Source organism: Synechococcus sp. HK01-R, assembly GCF_014217855.1.
Taxonomy (GTDB): Bacteria; Cyanobacteriota; Cyanobacteriia; order PCC-6307; family Cyanobiaceae; genus Synechococcus_C.
This window is the reverse complement of record NZ_CP059059.1, coordinates 970,627-987,080: the sequence shown is the minus strand read 5'-3', so window position 1 is coordinate 987,080 and position 16,454 is coordinate 970,627. Positions and strand designations below refer to the sequence as shown.

At 63.9% G+C, this 16,454-nt stretch carries 14 protein-coding genes; 4 read left to right on the top strand and 10 right to left on the bottom strand.

The window, feature by feature from the left end:
- Positions 1–7: 7 nt before the first annotated feature.
- From H0O21_RS05080 to H0O21_RS05050, 7 genes are all read right to left on the bottom strand, one after another.
- Positions 8–1,294 (bottom strand): glycosyltransferase, encoded by a 1,287-nt coding sequence (locus tag H0O21_RS05080; protein WP_185190629.1) that lies wholly within the window; start codon positions 1,292–1,294, stop codon positions 8–10.
- Positions 1,287–2,450 carry a glycosyltransferase gene (locus H0O21_RS05075; RefSeq protein WP_185190628.1) on the bottom strand — a complete coding sequence of 388 codons (1,164 nt, stop codon included), beginning with the start codon at positions 2,448–2,450 and terminating at the stop codon, positions 1,287–1,289. The genes H0O21_RS05080 and H0O21_RS05075 overlap by 8 nt, the downstream gene beginning before the upstream one ends.
- Positions 2,450–4,669 carry a glycosyltransferase gene (locus tag H0O21_RS05070; RefSeq protein WP_185190627.1) on the bottom strand — a complete coding sequence of 740 codons (2,220 nt, stop codon included), beginning with the start codon at positions 4,667–4,669 and terminating at the stop codon, positions 2,450–2,452. Before H0O21_RS05070 ends, H0O21_RS05075 begins: the two co-directional genes overlap by 1 nt.
- Before the next feature lie 6 nt (positions 4,670–4,675).
- Positions 4,676–6,493 (bottom strand): ABC transporter ATP-binding protein, encoded by a 1,818-nt coding sequence (locus tag H0O21_RS05065; protein ID WP_185190626.1) that lies wholly within the window; start codon positions 6,491–6,493, stop codon positions 4,676–4,678.
- An 81-nt stretch (positions 6,494–6,574) separates the two neighbouring features.
- Complete coding sequence (locus H0O21_RS05060) at positions 6,575–7,663, bottom strand: glycosyltransferase (RefSeq protein ID WP_255441146.1); 1,089 nt, start codon at positions 7,661–7,663, stop codon at positions 6,575–6,577.
- Complete coding sequence (locus H0O21_RS05055; RefSeq protein ID WP_185190625.1) at positions 7,660–8,373, bottom strand: heme oxygenase (biliverdin-producing); 714 nt, start codon at positions 8,371–8,373, stop codon at positions 7,660–7,662. Before H0O21_RS05055 ends, H0O21_RS05060 begins: the two co-directional genes overlap by 4 nt.
- Before the next feature lie 72 nt (positions 8,374–8,445).
- Complete coding sequence (locus H0O21_RS05050) at positions 8,446–8,856, bottom strand: hypothetical protein (RefSeq protein WP_185190624.1); 411 nt, start codon at positions 8,854–8,856, stop codon at positions 8,446–8,448.
- Between the two features lie 71 nt (positions 8,857–8,927).
- Between H0O21_RS05050 and H0O21_RS13365 the strand changes: the two genes are divergently transcribed.
- From H0O21_RS13365 to H0O21_RS05040, 3 genes are all read left to right on the top strand, one after another.
- Complete coding sequence (locus tag H0O21_RS13365) at positions 8,928–9,050, top strand: hypothetical protein (RefSeq protein ID WP_255441145.1); 123 nt, start codon at positions 8,928–8,930, stop codon at positions 9,048–9,050.
- Between the two features lie 61 nt (positions 9,051–9,111).
- Positions 9,112–10,536 carry an NADP-dependent isocitrate dehydrogenase gene (locus H0O21_RS05045; RefSeq protein WP_185190623.1) on the top strand — a complete coding sequence of 475 codons (1,425 nt, stop codon included), beginning with the start codon at positions 9,112–9,114 and terminating at the stop codon, positions 10,534–10,536.
- A gap of 32 nt (positions 10,537–10,568) precedes the next feature.
- Positions 10,569–11,882 (top strand): (Fe-S)-binding protein, encoded by a 1,314-nt coding sequence (locus H0O21_RS05040; RefSeq protein ID WP_185190622.1) that lies wholly within the window; start codon positions 10,569–10,571, stop codon positions 11,880–11,882.
- Positions 11,883–11,894: 12 nt separating this feature from the next.
- On the opposite strand, the gene H0O21_RS05035 is transcribed toward H0O21_RS05040, so the two are convergent.
- Positions 11,895–13,331 carry a four-carbon acid sugar kinase family protein gene (locus H0O21_RS05035; protein WP_185190621.1) on the bottom strand — a complete coding sequence of 479 codons (1,437 nt, stop codon included), beginning with the start codon at positions 13,329–13,331 and terminating at the stop codon, positions 11,895–11,897.
- Positions 13,332–13,363: 32 nt separating this feature from the next.
- Here H0O21_RS05035 and H0O21_RS05030 point away from each other — a divergent pair, with 32 nt between their 5' ends.
- Positions 13,364–14,617, top strand: coding sequence for an FAD-binding oxidoreductase (locus H0O21_RS05030; protein ID WP_185190885.1), 1,254 nt, complete (start codon positions 13,364–13,366; stop codon positions 14,615–14,617).
- Here H0O21_RS05030 and H0O21_RS05025 read toward each other — a convergent pair.
- Both H0O21_RS05025 and H0O21_RS05020 read right to left on the bottom strand, forming a co-directional pair.
- Positions 14,610–15,470 (bottom strand): galactose mutarotase, encoded by an 861-nt coding sequence (locus tag H0O21_RS05025; RefSeq protein WP_185190620.1) that lies wholly within the window; start codon positions 15,468–15,470, stop codon positions 14,610–14,612. The genes H0O21_RS05030 and H0O21_RS05025 overlap by 8 nt on opposite strands.
- 49 nt (positions 15,471–15,519) lie before the next feature.
- Positions 15,520–16,446 carry an alpha/beta fold hydrolase gene (locus H0O21_RS05020; RefSeq protein WP_185190884.1) on the bottom strand — a complete coding sequence of 309 codons (927 nt, stop codon included), beginning with the start codon at positions 16,444–16,446 and terminating at the stop codon, positions 15,520–15,522.
- Positions 16,447–16,454: the final 8 nt, after the last annotated feature.

The window sequence follows — 16,454 nt, the reverse complement described above, 5'->3', positions numbered from 1 at the left end:
CCGATGCTCACGGCAGTGCCAGCACCGAGCGCCAGTGGGGCTCCACCACATCCCAGTCGAGAGCGCGAAGGGTGTCCTGGGCTGCCGCCCCAAGCCGCAGGCGCAGACACTCGTCCACCATCAAACGCTCCAGGGCCACCGCGAAAGCGTCCACGTTCTCGTTCGGCACCACCAACCCCTGACGGCCATCGCAGACCATCTCCAGGGGGCCCGGCGACGCATCACTCACCACGGAGGGCAGTCCAGAGGCCATCGCCTCCAGCAGGGCATTGGGCATGCCTTCAAAGCGAGAGGGCAGTGCAAAGATCGAGGCCTGCTGCATGTAGCGAAGCGGGTCCGCCTGGAACCCTTCGAAGGCCACATGATCACCGATGCCCTTCTGGTGCACGAGTGCCTTGAGCGCACTGCGCTTTGGACCATCACCCACCAGCACGAGGCGCCAACCGGCACGAACCGGCTCTGGTAGGGAGGCGAAGGCTCGGATCAGCAGATCCAGCCCCTTCTGGGGCACCAGCCGTGCCACCGCCAGCACCTCCAGTTCACGGCTGGCGACCTGCAGCTCGCCTTGGCCCGACCCAGCGCTCTCCTGGAGATGCAGCCCACCCGGGAGGGGGTTAGGCAGCAGATCCAAGCGTTGCCAACTCCCCATCGCTTGGAGGGCTTCAAGCACACCTTCGGTGTTGGCTGTCACCACATCGGCTCGGCGGTAATACAGGCGGCGCAGGCAACTCCAGAGTCGATCCAACTTCTGGCGACGGGGATCGTTCCGCTCCGACACCACCAGGTGCACCGGCTGATCCCAGAGTGCCGCGCAGCAGAGGATGTTGGTTTTGGTGAGCAGGGCCAGCACCCGTTTCGGGCGCTGCTCCAACATCTCCTGACGCAAGCGCACGAACCGAGAACCACCGATCCATGGCATGGCGCTGGCCATGAAACGAGTCACCAGGCCTTGCAGCTCTGGACGCATCCGCCGGGCGATCCAGGGCCAGCACAAAGCAAACAGCAAGCAAACACCTGCCCGCTGCAAGCGCAGCACCTGGGCAAGTAAAAACCGTCGGCCACACGCCGGCAGGGAGCGATTGTGCACGTCAGCAAGCCAGGGATGCAGCAGATCGGGACCGAGGTCAAACGCGCGAACACCATCTGGCAACGCATGTTTGATCGGATGTCCATGACGCAGGGAGAGCACGCTGACCTTGAGACCCTGAGCCGCGAAATGCTCTGCAGCGAGGAGACCCACCTTCTGGGCTCCACCGGCACCGAAATGGGGAAGCACGACCCAGAGATCATCCATGGTGGAGGCTGCTCCGCTGCAGGCTGCTCAACGCCTCCAGAAAATCATGGCGGAGGCGTTGTTCAGCAAAACCCTCACGCACCGCAGCTGCCCGCTCGCCGAAACGACGGCGGCGGTCGGGATCGCCCAGCAGATCCCCAAGCGCGGCGATCCAATCGGAACCACTGGCCTCCGCTGGTAACAACACACCGTTATCGCCATCGCAGATCAAATCGCGAGGCCCAGTGAGACAGTCGCTGGCGATGCAGGCACAGCCAGCCGCCATCGCCTCGAGCAGCACATTGGGGAAACCCTCAAAGCGGGAGGGCAAGACAAAGACGGTTGCCCGTGCATACCAACGGGCCATGGAACCGCAAACGCCAGGCAGCAGAAGGCGGCGCTGCAGATCGGGGTCGGGACCCAGCAGCTCCCGCAACCAGGCCTGCTGATCAAGACCGTGATACGTGCCTGGCGCCAGGCCTGGCAGGGCCAGATGCAGGGTTGGATCTCGACGGGCCAAGGCAGCGAAGACCGGGATCAGCCGATCGAACCCCTTCTGATGGGCCTTGGTCCCCACCGCCAGGAGCAAGGGATGCTCCGGCTGGATCCAGAGCTCGGGATCCAGCACAGGCTCACGATCCGGCAGGGGCCAGACCACCGGATTGGGCAGCAGCAGCTGGCGACGCACCGCGCAATGCCGGCTGAGCCATTGGCCCGTGGTGTCGGTCTGGACCAGGTGCAGGTCGGCCCGGGGGTAAGTGAGACGACGTAACCAGCGCCATGGCAAGGCGGGGGGCTTTGCAGGCGGATAGTTGCGTTCCGAGACCAGCGTGCGGATGGCGAGACCACTGCAGGCCAGCAGAAGCTTGATGGCAGGAAGCGTGGTCACCCCCACCACCAGCTCGCAGCGCTCCTCCTGCAGAAGGCGGCGCAGGGTCCAGACGCGACATGGAAAGGCGAACCAACCCAATCGTTCCAGCGTGGGGCGGAGGCCGGGTTCCACCCGACGTTGCACCCCCTCCGGCAGGGGATAGGCATCGCGCTCGGCCCCCTGCCTTGTGATCACCAGCACCTGCCAACCAGCATCACGACACCAGCGCGCCCAAGTGAGCAGCACCCGCTCAGCCCCCCCGAGCTTGAGCGAATCAATGGTGAAGGCAACGCGGAGGAGGGCCATCAGAGGGCCGGAGCCAGCGCAAGGGCACGAAAAAAGTCATGCGCCTTCTCGGCGCGTGCTCGCTTCAAGGTGGGGAAGTACACCAGCAGCAACGCATCAACGAGCTGTTCAGCATCCGGCCTTGCCTCAGGCTGATCCGCCGGCCAGTGACAGGCCGAGAGGATCTCGAGAATGGCGTCGGAGAAGCCCCGGTGATCCTCCTGAGTTTTGTTGGCAATGGGGTCAAAGCGTTCGGCGTAACAGGCTTCTCGCAGGCGCCTGATCTGATCCAGCACAGCATCGAAGCCACAGGCATCGCCCCGATGCCAGGCCATCACCGCCGCGACCGTGAGACTGCGCATGATGTTGCGCGTCATCCGAGTGGCTGTGTTGCGCTCGATCAGGAAAGGGTCATAGCGACGGGCGCTGTGCAGCAGCTCTCGGGCAGCCAGGTCAAGCCCAGACCAGTCTTCAAGCGCCATAAGAGCGCGTAGACGCGTGAGCTGACTGGAGATCAAAAGCTTGGCTCGATTTTCTCGATTCGGCTTCAAACAGCAGTAGGTGTTGGGATCTGCTTCGAGCCTGGCGAGGATCCCCCCTAGACCCTGCACCCCTCGACGCATCGCCTGCGCATCCTTGGCATCAGTAGCCCGGTAGGTGCGCACCACCCAGCAATAGCCGGAATAATGCAGGGGCAGCACAGGGCTGGCCGCAAGGACATCAAAAAGCAAGAGCTGATCGAAGCGACTGCCAGGACGTGATCCTCTGCGGAACAGAAGCTGATGCAGGATGTCTGCCTCACCATCCTCGAGCCAGATCCGCTCGATCATCCGACAACCCTCGGCATAGTCACCGGCCTCCAGCAGGCGCTGGGTGAGCTCAGTCAGCAAGGGGATGTTGTGCGGATCAGCGCTGAACCAGCGACTGAGCAGAGTCCGAACCAACCGCCCCTGCCCGAGGCGATCGAGACCGCGTAGCAGGACAAGCCGCAGCTGGGCAGCGAGGGAGGAGCGTCGCCACTGGCTGCGTATGCGGTTGTAGGGAGGAGCCTGCGGTGCCTGGGGAACAGCAGGCATCAAGCCATGGTTTTCCAGGCAGGTGAGCATCGCTTTCGTGCGGCTCTTGTAGGTGTGCTGCTCTGCACGGGCCAGCCGTTGCTCAAGCGTTGGACCTGCCCCTGACAAAGCGAGGCTGATCGCCTGGGCAAAGGCTTCGGCATCCGGTGGACAGAGCAGAGCGACATCTCCCTGATCCTCCAGGGAGGGAATCGCCGTCGCGACGACAGGACAACCCGCAGCCAGGTACTCGAAGAATTTCATCGGGTACATGTGGCGGGTGTAGTCATTGAGCTGCAAGGGCAGCAAGGCCACATCGGCCTGGGCCAGGTAGGCGGGCAGGGTGGCGTAAGAGCGCGGACCCAACAGGTGCACGTTGGGCAAAGCGTCCAAGGACGCAATGTCCGTGCTCGGATCGGTCTCTCCTACTGGACCAATGAACACGTAATTCCAGTGAGGACTGGATCGCACCAAGGCCTCCAGCATGGCCAAATCGAGTTTGTAGGCATCGATCGCGCCGATGAAGATCAGCACCGGACCACTGATCAGGGGCCAGTCGGACGGCTTGGGGAGTCTTGGATCGAGCGCTCGCCGGAAGTGTTCGCCATCAGCGACATTGCCGAAGCCATGGGTTCCGGCATTGAGCGGCGCTAAGGAATGCTGCAGCTCCGGAGAGGTTGTAAAGACAACCTTGACGACACTGCAGAGATGCCGCTCAGCAAGCTCCAGCTCTGCCCCTGGCATCCCTGGCTGCGCCTGGATCCGATCCACGCAGTGGTAAATGGTGGCGTGAAACTTGCCCAGGGGCAGATAATGACTCGTCAGGGGATTGAACGTCCACAGCAGGGGCCTACGTAGATCGAGGACGACATCAGCGATCAGCAGGCCGAGATAAAGGCTCCAGCGGTTAAGGCGACCGGCCAGACCGAGAGTCTTACCGGGCAAGACGAGCGGGGAGTAAACCCAGACTCCGGGGCGCACGGCTCGCGGCAGACGCAGGCCACGGCTCAGGCGTCGCAGAATCCGCCCGTTATCGGCGTGATCGCCCCTCGGGCCGCGAACCCCAAGGGAATCGATGTAGAGCACGCGATGGCCCAGATCCGCGAGTGCACAGGCGACGTGCTGCTTATTCGTCCAAAGGGGGTGATCCCAGTCAGCCGTGGCCAGGAGAACAATGTCTGCCATCAACACTCAAACCGCATCCAACATGGTCCTCTCGCGGAAGCTGGGGGAGATTTCAGTGAGACGCTGGAAGTCACCGGAGGCGATGATTCGCCCGCGGTCCACCTCGTAAATGCGATCGCATTTCTTGACGGTGGAAAGGCGATGGGCAATCACCACCATCGTGCAACGACGTCCCACAAGATCGAGGGCCTGCATCACATCGTGTTCGGTTTTGTTATCGAGAGCGCTGGTGGCTTCATCGAGCACCATCAACTTGGCGCGGCGATAAAAAGCTCTCGCCAACGACAGACGCTGACGCTGGCCACCCGAAAGCTTCATGCCATTTTCTCCACACATCGTGAACAGGCCATAGGGCATCTGAGAGACAAACTCAGCAAATTGAGCCGCCTCCAGAGCCGCCCAGACCTGATCGTCATCAATCAGATCGGGATCTTCACAGAAGGCGACGTTTTCACGGACGCTGGCATCAAGAAGACGAATCAACTGCGGCACAAACGCACAATTAGCCTGCCATGCCGGCATCTCCTCATCGGAAACCGGGACGCCATCAAGCAACAACTCACCCAGCGTGGGCGTGTAAAGACCGAGCAGCAAATGAGCCATGGTGGTCTTGCCACTACCCGTCTTGCCGACGAGGGCAATCCGAGACCCCACAGGAATGGAAAGATTGATGCCCTCAAGCACGGGCGTGCTGCTGCCCTGGTAGCTAAAGCTCACATCGTGGAGCTCAATTAAGCGACGCGCCATCACCCCCTCCGGCGATGGCACTCCGGGATCTCCCAGAGAGAGTCTCTCTGGCCGCATCCGCAAAAGTTCGAGCGCATCTTTAACTTCAGGCAGGCCACCGCGCAATTTATTGATACTGCGAAACACTGACTGCAGCGGGCCAGAGATCCGCAGCAGCACCACAAGAATCGTGGCCAGCTCTGGAAGAGCCTCCCTTAATCTTGATCCGTCACCAGCGATCATCGCCGGGGCCAGGCCAACAGCAAAAAGTATCGTGATCCCCGCTGGTTCGATCAAAAAACGCGGAACATTTGGCAACAGGGTCGAGAGTCGATCGTTGCGCTTAGCAAGCACTCCATCGCGGGAAAATCGATCAACAAAAAACTCATGCGATGAGTAAAGCTGCACATCGCGCATGGAGCGAATAGACTCCGAAAAGATAATATGAAGGCGACGGGTATAGCGATTTTTTTGACGAACAGCTAATCGCAAATATGGAGTAATGATTTTAGAAGAAATTGCATAGGCGAGTAGCAGCAAAGAGAAAATAAGAATTGACGAACCACCGAGCACAAACACCACACCCATAATCAATGCCATCACCGACAGCAGGCTCCCTGCAATCGCAATCATGGGCGTAATCACCGCTCCGGTGACACGACTAAGAATGCGATTGAAGCGCTCGGACAACACTGAAGTGCGCTTGTGCATGAAAAACTCATAGCGCTGCAGCATCAGATTCCGGTAGACCTTATTCACCAGGTCAGACCAGATCTCAGCTGTGAGCAATGACTCCAGCAGCGCCACCCCAAAGCGAATTCCAGAGGCGAGCCAATAGGCCGCAATCAACAGAGCAACGATCCATCCGGCCTGATCGAGCAGACCACCACCGAAAAAACGAATGCCTGGGATCTGATCACCGAGCTTCGCGCCGGCCAGAAGTCCCACGAGGCGGGCGAGCAGCCCCACCAAAAGAATGTCGATGATTCCCTGAAACAGGGAAGCAAGCAACACAAGAGCGAGGTAGCGCAGACGCTTGGGCGACAGTTCCTGCAGCAGCAGCTTCAGTTCAGTCCAGGTCTGGCTTTTCAGGGGCATGAACGAGGGTGCTGAAGACTCTGCCTCAATGGCAGAGGCCTGTTCTTGCAATGCTTTATTTAAGACCGCAGCCAGAGTTCTTCAGGGCTTTGGCAGCCAGCCGGGCAACCGATTGACCACCTTGCCACGCAAGCGATCGAAACGCTGGCTCCAGCGCAGGCGACGGGTGGATGGACTGCGCAGGCTGTAGGCCGGATTCAGACCCATGGCATTGTTGGCCTGAAGGGATTGCAACTGCCCGAGCGTGCTGCGCCAACGCTCAAGCAGCCGAGCCTCCGACACCTCCTCCAGCAGAGCAGCCAGCGTCGCAGCATCGGGGCCCCAGGCGGAGGGGTCAGCCGCCGCCGCTGTGATTCGCTCGAGATCATTGCTGAGAGAGCCCTGGCCAATTTGATGGGCGCTGACTCCGGGGGTCAGGGTGTCGGCAAGGGCGTGATTGAAACTGCTGAACACGACACAGCCGCAGGCCAGCGCTTCCAGTGGGGGGAGGCCAAAGCCCTCGCTCACCCCGCGGCCCCGCCAGTACTCGGCCGAGTCGTAGAGGTAAACGCTGGCACTGTTGAACAGAGCCACAAGATCATCCACCCAACCGCTCTGCACCTCGACCGTCAGTCCTCGCGCCCTCAGGGCGGGCACCAGCGTGTTGAGCACATAAGGGCTGCTCTTGCGCTGCTGCACCAGCACATCAATCGGACGTTTCCCGGCCGCAGCGCCCATCAGCCTGGGACGGGCGCCCCGCTCCAGCCACTGAGGTTCGAGAGCATTGGGCACCAGGAAGAGGGGATTCCGCGGTGCCCGGTCACCCCAATAGCCCAGTGTGTTGCGACTCACGGCCACCAGCGGAACACCTGGAGGCAGATCAAAGCCATAGCCGCTGCTGTGGGCCTGATAGAGCACCGGTCGACCCCGCAGCTTCTTCAGGGTGGCTGGGACGTCAAAACCCCAGCTGACCAGCCAGAGTGCGTTGCCGGGAGACGCTTCTTGAGCGAGCACGTCATCCAGAAAGGAATGCTCGGCTTCCCGAGCCCGGTAGGTGACGAGCTCAGTGGGACGCAACCTCCCGAGCAGTCGGGCGGTCTGCAACGCCACGCTCAAACCGCCACAACGAAAACGGGCCCCGGTGCCCGGCACCAGAACCCGAATGGAGTCGATCGTGACGTTGGGGCTCAAGCAGCCACTGCCTCAGTGCTTCCGGCCCGCTGACGGCGGGTCAGGAAGCCAAAGAGCACCTTGCCGATCGCGGCCACCAGATTGCCCTCCAGCTCCTGGAACATTTTCATATTGAGGTGGAAGGCATGGTTGGCCTCTTCCACGATCCGGTCGGCCATCGCCTGATCGATCGGCAGCTGATCCATGGCAGCGCGGTAGGTGGTCTTGAAGGCCTTCTCGTCCGCGATGGCAGGGAAGGAATAGAAGCTCAGACCATCGTTGTCAGACAGGTTCATTGCCTTCTGGGCAATGGTCTTGAGGATCTGCCCGCCGGAGAGATCGCCGAGATAGCGGGTGTAGTGATGGCCCACCAGTAGTTCCGGCGCCTCCTGCGCCACCTGACGGATGCGCTCCACATACGCCTGGGCGGCAGGGGTGGCCTTCAGCTGCTGGGCCCAATCGGCACCGAAATAGTAAGCGAGATCCTGCTCGAGGGCCTCGCGGCGGTTGAGCTCAGGAAAGGCAATCGGAGCAATCACCGGGTTGGAAGACAGGCGTGCGATCTCCTCCTCCATGGCGCTGTACACGAAATACAGATCGGCCACGAGCGTGCGGTAACTCCCCTTATCGACCACACCTTTGAGGAAGCAGCTCACGAAACCGGTGTTCTCGGCCATGGTGTGCGACTTCTTGGTGCCTTCACGCAGCTGGGCAGCAAGAGCGACGGACATGAAACGAAGGGTCGGCAGTCGCAAAACCTTAAAAGCCATGCCCGGCTTTTCGGCAACAAGGGTTGCGAAGGGTTACGAGACCGCTGGGAAGAGGTTGTGCAGATCGCGGCAGATCTGTTGCAGCTGAAGCACGCGATCCGGCTGGGGGAGATGCCGCCCAGAGGGCTGCCAATCACCCACAGTGGCCAGCCGCCAGCGCTCGCCGTCGTAGGTCATGCCGCGCATCAGCACCCCCAGCAGGGCACGGTTGCTGTTCAAGCGAAGCTGCAGCAACAGACTGCGGCACTCCAGGCGAGGACTCCAACCCGGGAAGTGAAAGGAGAGGTCGAGGGTCTCCTCCTCGCTCCAGTGACGGGTGAGGGGGTCATCCCGCCAGGGGCTGAGGTTGGCGGTCGCCGCAGGGAACTGATCGCGCACCAGCGTGACGGCCGAAGCCAGAGCCTGGGCCAGCACCACACTGTCAACCGCTTCCGCTGCGTTCACCCGCGTGCCATCTCTGTCTCCAGGGTGAAGGATGCCGCTCGGCGCCGCCAGCCGCCGTTACGGTTGCCACCATGATCCTGCGGTCGCTGGGAACCCGAATCAGCCTGTACGGCCTGGTGGGCATCGTGGCAACCGCCGGTCATGCCTCTGTGCTGATTGGCCTCGGGCGGGCGCCGGATCAGGGCGAACTTTAGGGAGCCTGCTCTGAGTCATAGGCTCGCCACGTCGTGAATGCCGCCCGGCGGCGATCAAGCCATGGCTCAGTTCGAGAAGCTCACCGCCCCCAGCCAGGGCACTCCGATCCGCTTCGAGAACGGTCAGCCGGTGGTGGCCAACGACCCAATCATTCCCTTCATCCGCGGCGATGGCACCGGCGTGGACATCTGGCCGGCCACTCAGAAAGTTCTGGATGCAGCGGTGGCGAAGGCCTACGGCGGCAGCAAGCGGATCGAATGGTTCAAGGTGTACGCGGGCGATGAGGCCTGCGAGCTCTACGGCACCTACCAGTACCTGCCGGAGGACACCCTCGAGGCCATCCGCGCCTATGGCGTGGCCATCAAGGGTCCCCTCACCACACCGGTGGGCGGCGGCATCCGTTCGTTGAATGTGGCCCTACGCCAGATCTTTGATCTGTATTCCTGCGTGCGCCCCTGTCGCTACTACGCAGGCACCCCCAGCCCCCACAAGCGCCCCCAGGATCTGGACGTGATCGTCTACCGCGAGAACACGGAAGACATCTACATGGGGATCGAATGGGAGGCCGATGACAGCGTTGGCCAGGAGCTGCGCAAGCACCTCAACGAGGTGGTGATCCCCGCCAACGGCAAGCTGGGCAAGCGCCAGATCCCCGAAGGTTCAGGCATCGGCATCAAGCCGGTGAGCAAGCACGGCAGTCAGCGCCACATCCGCAAGGCGATTCAGCACGCCCTGCGCCTGCAAGGCGACAAGCGCCACGTGACCCTGGTGCACAAGGGCAACATCATGAAGTTCACGGAAGGGGCCTTCCGTGACTGGGGCTATGAACTGGCCACCACCGAGTTCCGCAATGTGTGCATCACCGAGCGGGAGAGCTGGATTCTCGGCAACCTCGAGAAGGATCCCAACCTGAGCGTGCAGGCCAACGCCCGCATGATCGAGCCGGGCTACGACAGCCTCACCCCTGAGAAAAAAGCCGACATCGACGCCGAGGTGCAGGCCGTGATCGACGCCATCGGCAGCAGCCACGGTGGCGGCAAGTGGAAAGCCATGGTGCTGGTCGATGACCGCATCGCCGACAGCATCTTCCAGCAGATCCAGACCCGACCGCAGGAGTATTCGATCCTGGCCACCCTCAACCTGAACGGCGACTACATCTCGGATGCCGCCGCCGCCATGGTGGGCGGTCTGGGCATGGCTCCCGGCGCCAACATCGGCGAAACCGCCGCCATCTTCGAAGCCACCCATGGCACCGCTCCAAAGCATGCGGGGCTTGATCGCATCAATCCGGGTTCGGTGATCCTCAGCGGCGTGATGATGCTGGAGTTCCTGGGCTGGCAGGAGGCTGCTGACCTGATCACAAAGGGGCTCAGTGCCGCCATCGCCGATCAACAGGTGACCTACGACCTGGCCAGGTTGATGGAACCCCAGGTGGAGCCTGTCAGCTGCAGCGGTTTCGCCGAGGCGATCATCGCCCGCTTCTAACGGACGCGGCAGAAGGCGCCAGACTCTGCGGCATGGCTTCTCAGACCTCCCTGCCCGGCCTGCCGACCGGTGTTTCCGACCCCTGCGTGCACTGCGGCTTCTGCCTGCCTACCTGCGCCAGCTATCGGGTGTTGGGCACGGAGATGGATTCGCCACGGGGGCGCATTCACACCCTTAAGGCGATTGAGGCGAGCGAACTGGAGCTCGATGCGACGGTGGCCAGCCATTTCGACAGCTGCTTGGGTTGCTTCGCCTGCGTCAGCGCCTGCCCCTCAGGGGTGCGCTACGACCAGCTCATTGAAGCGACTCGACCAAAACTGAACTCAGCCGAGCTGCGCAATAGCTGGCAGCAAAGCTTCCGCCAGCTGCTCCTGGCGGTGCTTCCCTATCCCCGACGCCTGCGCGCCCTGCTCACCCCCCTCCGCGCCTATGCAGGCGGACCTCTGCAGGCCCTGGCCCGACGGTCTGGGCTGCCACGCCTGCTCGGGCCGCAACTGGAGGCGATGGAGGCGCTGCTACCGCCCCTGGCCCCGGAGGGCTTCGCCGATCGCTTCCCCAAGCTGAATCCGGCTCAGGGGGAACGCCGCGGCCGCGTCGGGCTGGTGCTGGGTTGCGTGCAGCGCTGCTTTGATCCGGCCGTCAATGCGGCGACGGTGGCGGTGCTGCAGGCCAACGGCTTTGACGTCGTGATTCCAGCCGATCAGGGCTGCTGCGGTGCCGTGAGTCATCACCAGGGGCAGCTCGAGCAGACCCGGGAACTGGCCAGTGCCCTGGTGGCCCGCTTCGCTGGAGAGACGCTGGATGCCGTGCTGGTGGCGGCCTCTGGCTGCGGCCACACCATGAAGGCCTACGGCGAGCTTCTGAACGAGGGACGCAGCGGCTTTGCCTGCCCCGTGCTCGATGTGCATGAATTCCTCGCGGACCGAGGTCTTTCGGAAGCCTTCCGCGCGGCCCTGCAACCCCTGCCGATTGCGGTGGCTTATCACGACGCCTGCCACATGATTCACGGCCAGGGCATCGCCGCCCAGCCACGGGCGCTGCTGCGCGCCATCCCAGGCCTGCAACTGCACGAAGCCAGCGAGGCAGGCGTGTGCTGCGGCAGCGCCGGCATCTACAACCTGGTGCAACCGGCGGAGGCCGCCGAGCTTGGCCGGATCAAGGCCGACGATCTGAGCGGCACCGGCGCCACGGTCATCGCCAGCGCCAACATCGGCTGCAGCCTGCAGCTGCGTCGCCACCTCCAGAAGGGTGGCCCGGAGGTCATGCATCCGATGGAGTTGCTGGCCCGCGCTGCAAGCCTGAACAGCACCTCTGAGAAGAGCAATCAAGAGGCTGACAAAGCCTGAACCGACGCCGACTCAGCCCGCCTCCATCAGCCGCCATGCTTCCGCCAGGGTGCTTCCGTCCCCCAGGTTTCCGGGGAAGGTCACAACCGGCAGTCCCTCCACACCAACAGCCTGAGCGCCATCGTCCTGAGGGCGCACCAGCGAGAGGCCTGGGAGCAGCTGCCCCTCCAGCTGCACCGCCTCAAGCCTGAGGCCCTCCGCCAGCAGCGTGCCGGTGGTGATGCCGCCCTTGCTGATCACGTAGCCCAGCTGGGGGGCCAAGGCTGCCACCAAGCGAGCCATCAGCCGCGCCAGTTCCATTCCGAAGGCCAGCCGCCGCTCAAGCGCCGCATCCCCAGCACCGAAGCTCAACTCTCCGCGACTGGTGAACAACACCGGGGTGCGTCCTGCCGCCAGGGCGCTCTGCAGCTGTGCTCCCCACTCCCGTTCCAGATCCGCCAACAGCAGATCGGGGCACCCCCCCTCCAGCACCCGGGCGACCCTGGCCACCGGCAACTCCACCCCAAGGCAGCCAGGCTCCTTCAAAAGCTGATCCAGCTGCTGATCCGCCAGGGGCACATGGGAGCCCACCAGCACCAAACCTGGCCACGGCTGACCGGAGGAGGCGCGGCGACGCAAACCAGCCAGACCAGCTGCATCGAGGGGTTGAGGACCCAGGGGCCGCACGCCCCCATCCACCAGTCCGTTCAGGAGGCTGGCAGCGGAACGAAACAGAAACCGCTTGCGGCCCCGCAGCACCTCCACCGCGGCCCCCAACGCCTCCAGTTGTTCCGGCCGCTCCCCATCCACCACCACCGCGCGGTTGCCCTCGAGGGAAGCGAGCCAGCCCACCAGCGCCTCAAAACCAGCGGAATCACCGACTGCCCTTGAACCGGCGGCCCTGCTCACTGCAGCCTGATCCAACTGGACCCGCCCCAGCCGCGCCACGGACGCGGCCTTGATCTGGCCAGCGCTCTTTTCTTCCAGCCAGGCGGCGAGATCACTGGTGCTGTAACCAAACAGGCGATCGCGAGCGAACGCCGTGGTGTGCACCGGCTCACCATGGAGACGATGCACACCATCAACCGTGGTGCGTCCACCGGGCAGGAAGGCGGGCACATGCAAGGTGGCGTCGACCGGCCCCACCAGCCCCTGCCAAGCCTCCGCCAACACCTGGGGTTCCAGCACCCCGTGGCCGCGCAGGGTGGAATCTCCACGACTCACGAGTTGCACATGATCCGCTGGGATCCCCTCCGCCGCCAGTGCCTCAGCCAGTGCCGCCACGATCTCGCGGTTGCGTTCCGCCGCCTGGGCCGCCGTCAGCGCCCGGGTATTGGCGAGAAGAAACAACAAGCGCGGGCGTTGACGCAAACCACGGCACAGACTGTCCAGGTCCCAGCGCAGCAGCAGTGGGCAGCTGTGCAGCGTCTGGGAGCCGGTGGGGTCGTCGTCGATCACCACGATGGTCATGGCACGATCATGGCCTGCACCGCTCTGTCGTCATCACTGCGTCACCGGCCCACCAGCAGCTCCACTGCCCCGAGTCCAAGGCAGAGCTGCAGTCGCTCGTTAGTGACTGGCACCGGGGAGGGCGCCCCTGGGTGCCCAGTGGTCTAGGCACAAGGTTGGCCTGGGGGGCACCGCTGCAGACCCACGCCGCAGGGGAGCCGATCCCAACGCTCAGCACCCGGAACCTGAACCAAATCCTCGACCATGCGGTCGACGACCTGACCGTGACCGTGGAAGCGGGACTGCCCCTGGCGGCGCTGCAGGCAGCCCTGATCGAACACAACCAGTGGCTGCCGGTGGACTGGCCCTGGGGCAGTGACCCAAGCCATTCCGACGGCTCCGGCAGCATCGGCGGGCTGGTGGCTCGGGGCCTCAGCGGCGGCCTGCGCCACCGGCACATGGGCCTACGCGACCAGATCATTGGCATCGGCCTGATCCGCAGCGATGGCATCAGCGCCAACGCCGGCGGACGCGTGGTGAAAAACGTGGCCGGCTATGACCTGATGCGCCTGCTCTGCGGCAGCTGGGGCAGCCTGGCCCTGATCCACACCCTCACCCTGCGCACCCAGCCGATCCGTCCGGCCCGGGCCCAACTGCTGGTGCAGGGCGAGCTGGAGGCCCTCGAGGCCTGGCGGGCCGAGGTGCTGGCCAGCACCCTGACCCCGGAGTGGATCAACTGGCGGGGTGGTTCCGACCAAGGCTGGTCGATCCGGGTGGGCATCGCCAGCGTCAGTGAGCTGGCCGTGGAGGCCCAGCTGAACCGCCTCGAAGCGCTCGCGGTGCCCCAGCGACTGAGCGCGGAACGCCACCCCTGGGCGAGCCCACTTCCAACACCGATCCATTCACAGCTGCCTGCTGAGCGAGCGGGCGCTGAGCCTGGCTGGCTGCTGCGACTGGCCCTGCCACCCGCCCGAGTGAGCGAACTCCTGGCGAGTCAAGAACTGCGCGGCCTGCGGGGTTGGAGCGGAGAGCTGGCGGCAGGAGCAGGCAGCGGTGAGCTCTGGCAGTGTGCTGAAAAGCCTTCCGCCCACCATCAGGTGCAGGCGCTGCGCCACAAGCTCAGCACTCTGGGGGGACAGCTCAGCGTTCTGCTGCAACCCGATGCCGGCAACGCGGAACTGGCCCTGCCCGCCTGGCTCGATGCGCCCTCAAAGCCACTGATCGAGGCGGTGAAGCGGGAATTCGACCCCCTGCAGCAACTCAGCCGCGGGCGGCTGCCGGGGGTGGCCCAGCCCTTCCTCAGCTGACCGAGTAGCGACAGGTGAGGGTCTGGCTCTGGCCCGGGGCCAGCTCCAGCTTGCGATCACCACTGATCAATGACTGCCGGGGCCCGGTCCAGGGCTCGAGGCACACCATCGGCCGGGGCGGCTCGGTCCAGACCACGGTGAGATCCATCGGATCCAGGTGCTGGAGCTGCAGGCGGGTGCCGGCGGCGTCATCCACGAGGGTCACCGGCCCCGCGGGACGGGTCAGGAAATCAACGCCCTCCGGCAGGCGGGCGAGCTGAGTGGCCGTCTCGGCCTCAGCCATCTCCAGATGATTGAGGCAGACCGGTGCCAGGCCCTCGAGCTGGGTCCGGCCCAGATCAGTGACATTGAAGTAAGGATGCAGGCCGAAGCTGAAGGGCATCGCTTCGCCCTCATCGCCGCAATGGCTGATCGTGGTGACGATGTCCAGGGCATCCCGCACCGGACGCACCTCCATCGCCACCAGGAACGCGAACGGATAGGCCGCCCGGGTCTCCGGGGTGTCGCTCAAGCTGAGGCGAACGCCGCTCTGATCCTCAAGCAGCTGCAGCTGCCAGGGCAGATTGCGGGCGAACCCGTGTTGCTGGAGGGTGTAGTCGCCGCTGGCCAGGGGCAACCGATCGCCAGGCAGGTTGCCGCAGATCGGGAACAGCACCGGAATGCCGCCACGGATGCTCTTAGCCGGATCGGCGTAACGCTCCTGGTCGAAATAGAGCAGCTCGCGGCCATTGCAACGCCACTCGCTCACGAGACCGCCACGCTCAGGGACGATCCTGAGGCGATCCCCACTGTCCGGATGCACAAACTCCCAGTGGGCGTAGGGCTCGGACTGCTGGGTGAGCGTCATGGCCATCGATTCCAGAGACCCAAGATTGGCGGGAAACTACCGACCCGCCCACGAATCACGGGTGTTCTGGCTGACATGCCCCGTGAAGCGGCAGGTTCGCCAACCAATCCAGCAGAGCGGCATTGACCTGATCAGGCACCTCATCGTGGGGGCAATGCCCGGCCTCCAGCACCACCTCCGTGGTCGCCTCCGGCGCATGGCGCTGAAAACTGGCGCGGCGCCCGGCCGCGTTAATCCAGGGATCACGAATGCCCCAGAGCAGCAGCAAGGGGGCCTGCAGCTGGGCGAACAGCTCATCAAGAGGCTGACCGCGGGGAATGTCAAACACGGTGCGGAACACTCCGAAGGCTCCGGGATCCAGGGACGGCCGACGGATCGCTTCCACCAAGGCCTCATCCACATTCGTGCGGTCGATGTACACCTGGTTGAGGGTGCGCCGGATCGTGGCCGGACGGCGCAGGTTCTCAAACAGCAGCCGCTGCAACACGGGGCTCTTGAGCAGGGCGGAACCAATCGTCTGACGGGCGATCGCCCCCCAGCCCTGGGGAGGCTTCTGCTCATCGCTGAAAGGGCCGGCGGCATTCAGCAGCACCACCCCACCGGCCTGCTCCCCGAGGGCAGCCCCGGCCGCAAGGGCAGCAAAACCACCCAGGGAGTTGCCAGCGATCACCGTGGGACGGCCGATCCGCTCGCGGACATAGGCCACCAACTGATCGCGCCAGAGGGCACCGCCATAGGCCAGTTCAGCCGGCTTGCTGCTCCGCCCGAAGCCGAGCAGATCAAGGGCATGCACCTCATGGCGGCGGGCCAACACGGGGATGTTGTGGCGCCAGTGATCCGTGGAGGCACCGAAGCCATGCACCAGCAACAGGGCCGGCTGATCAAGGCCTGCATCAGGCTCCAGGGGGCCCTGCCGCAGGCAGTGCACAGCGTGGCCTTGAAAGCTCCAGGGGGGCAGGTCAGCGCCCTGGTTCCGATCCAAAGCAGCAG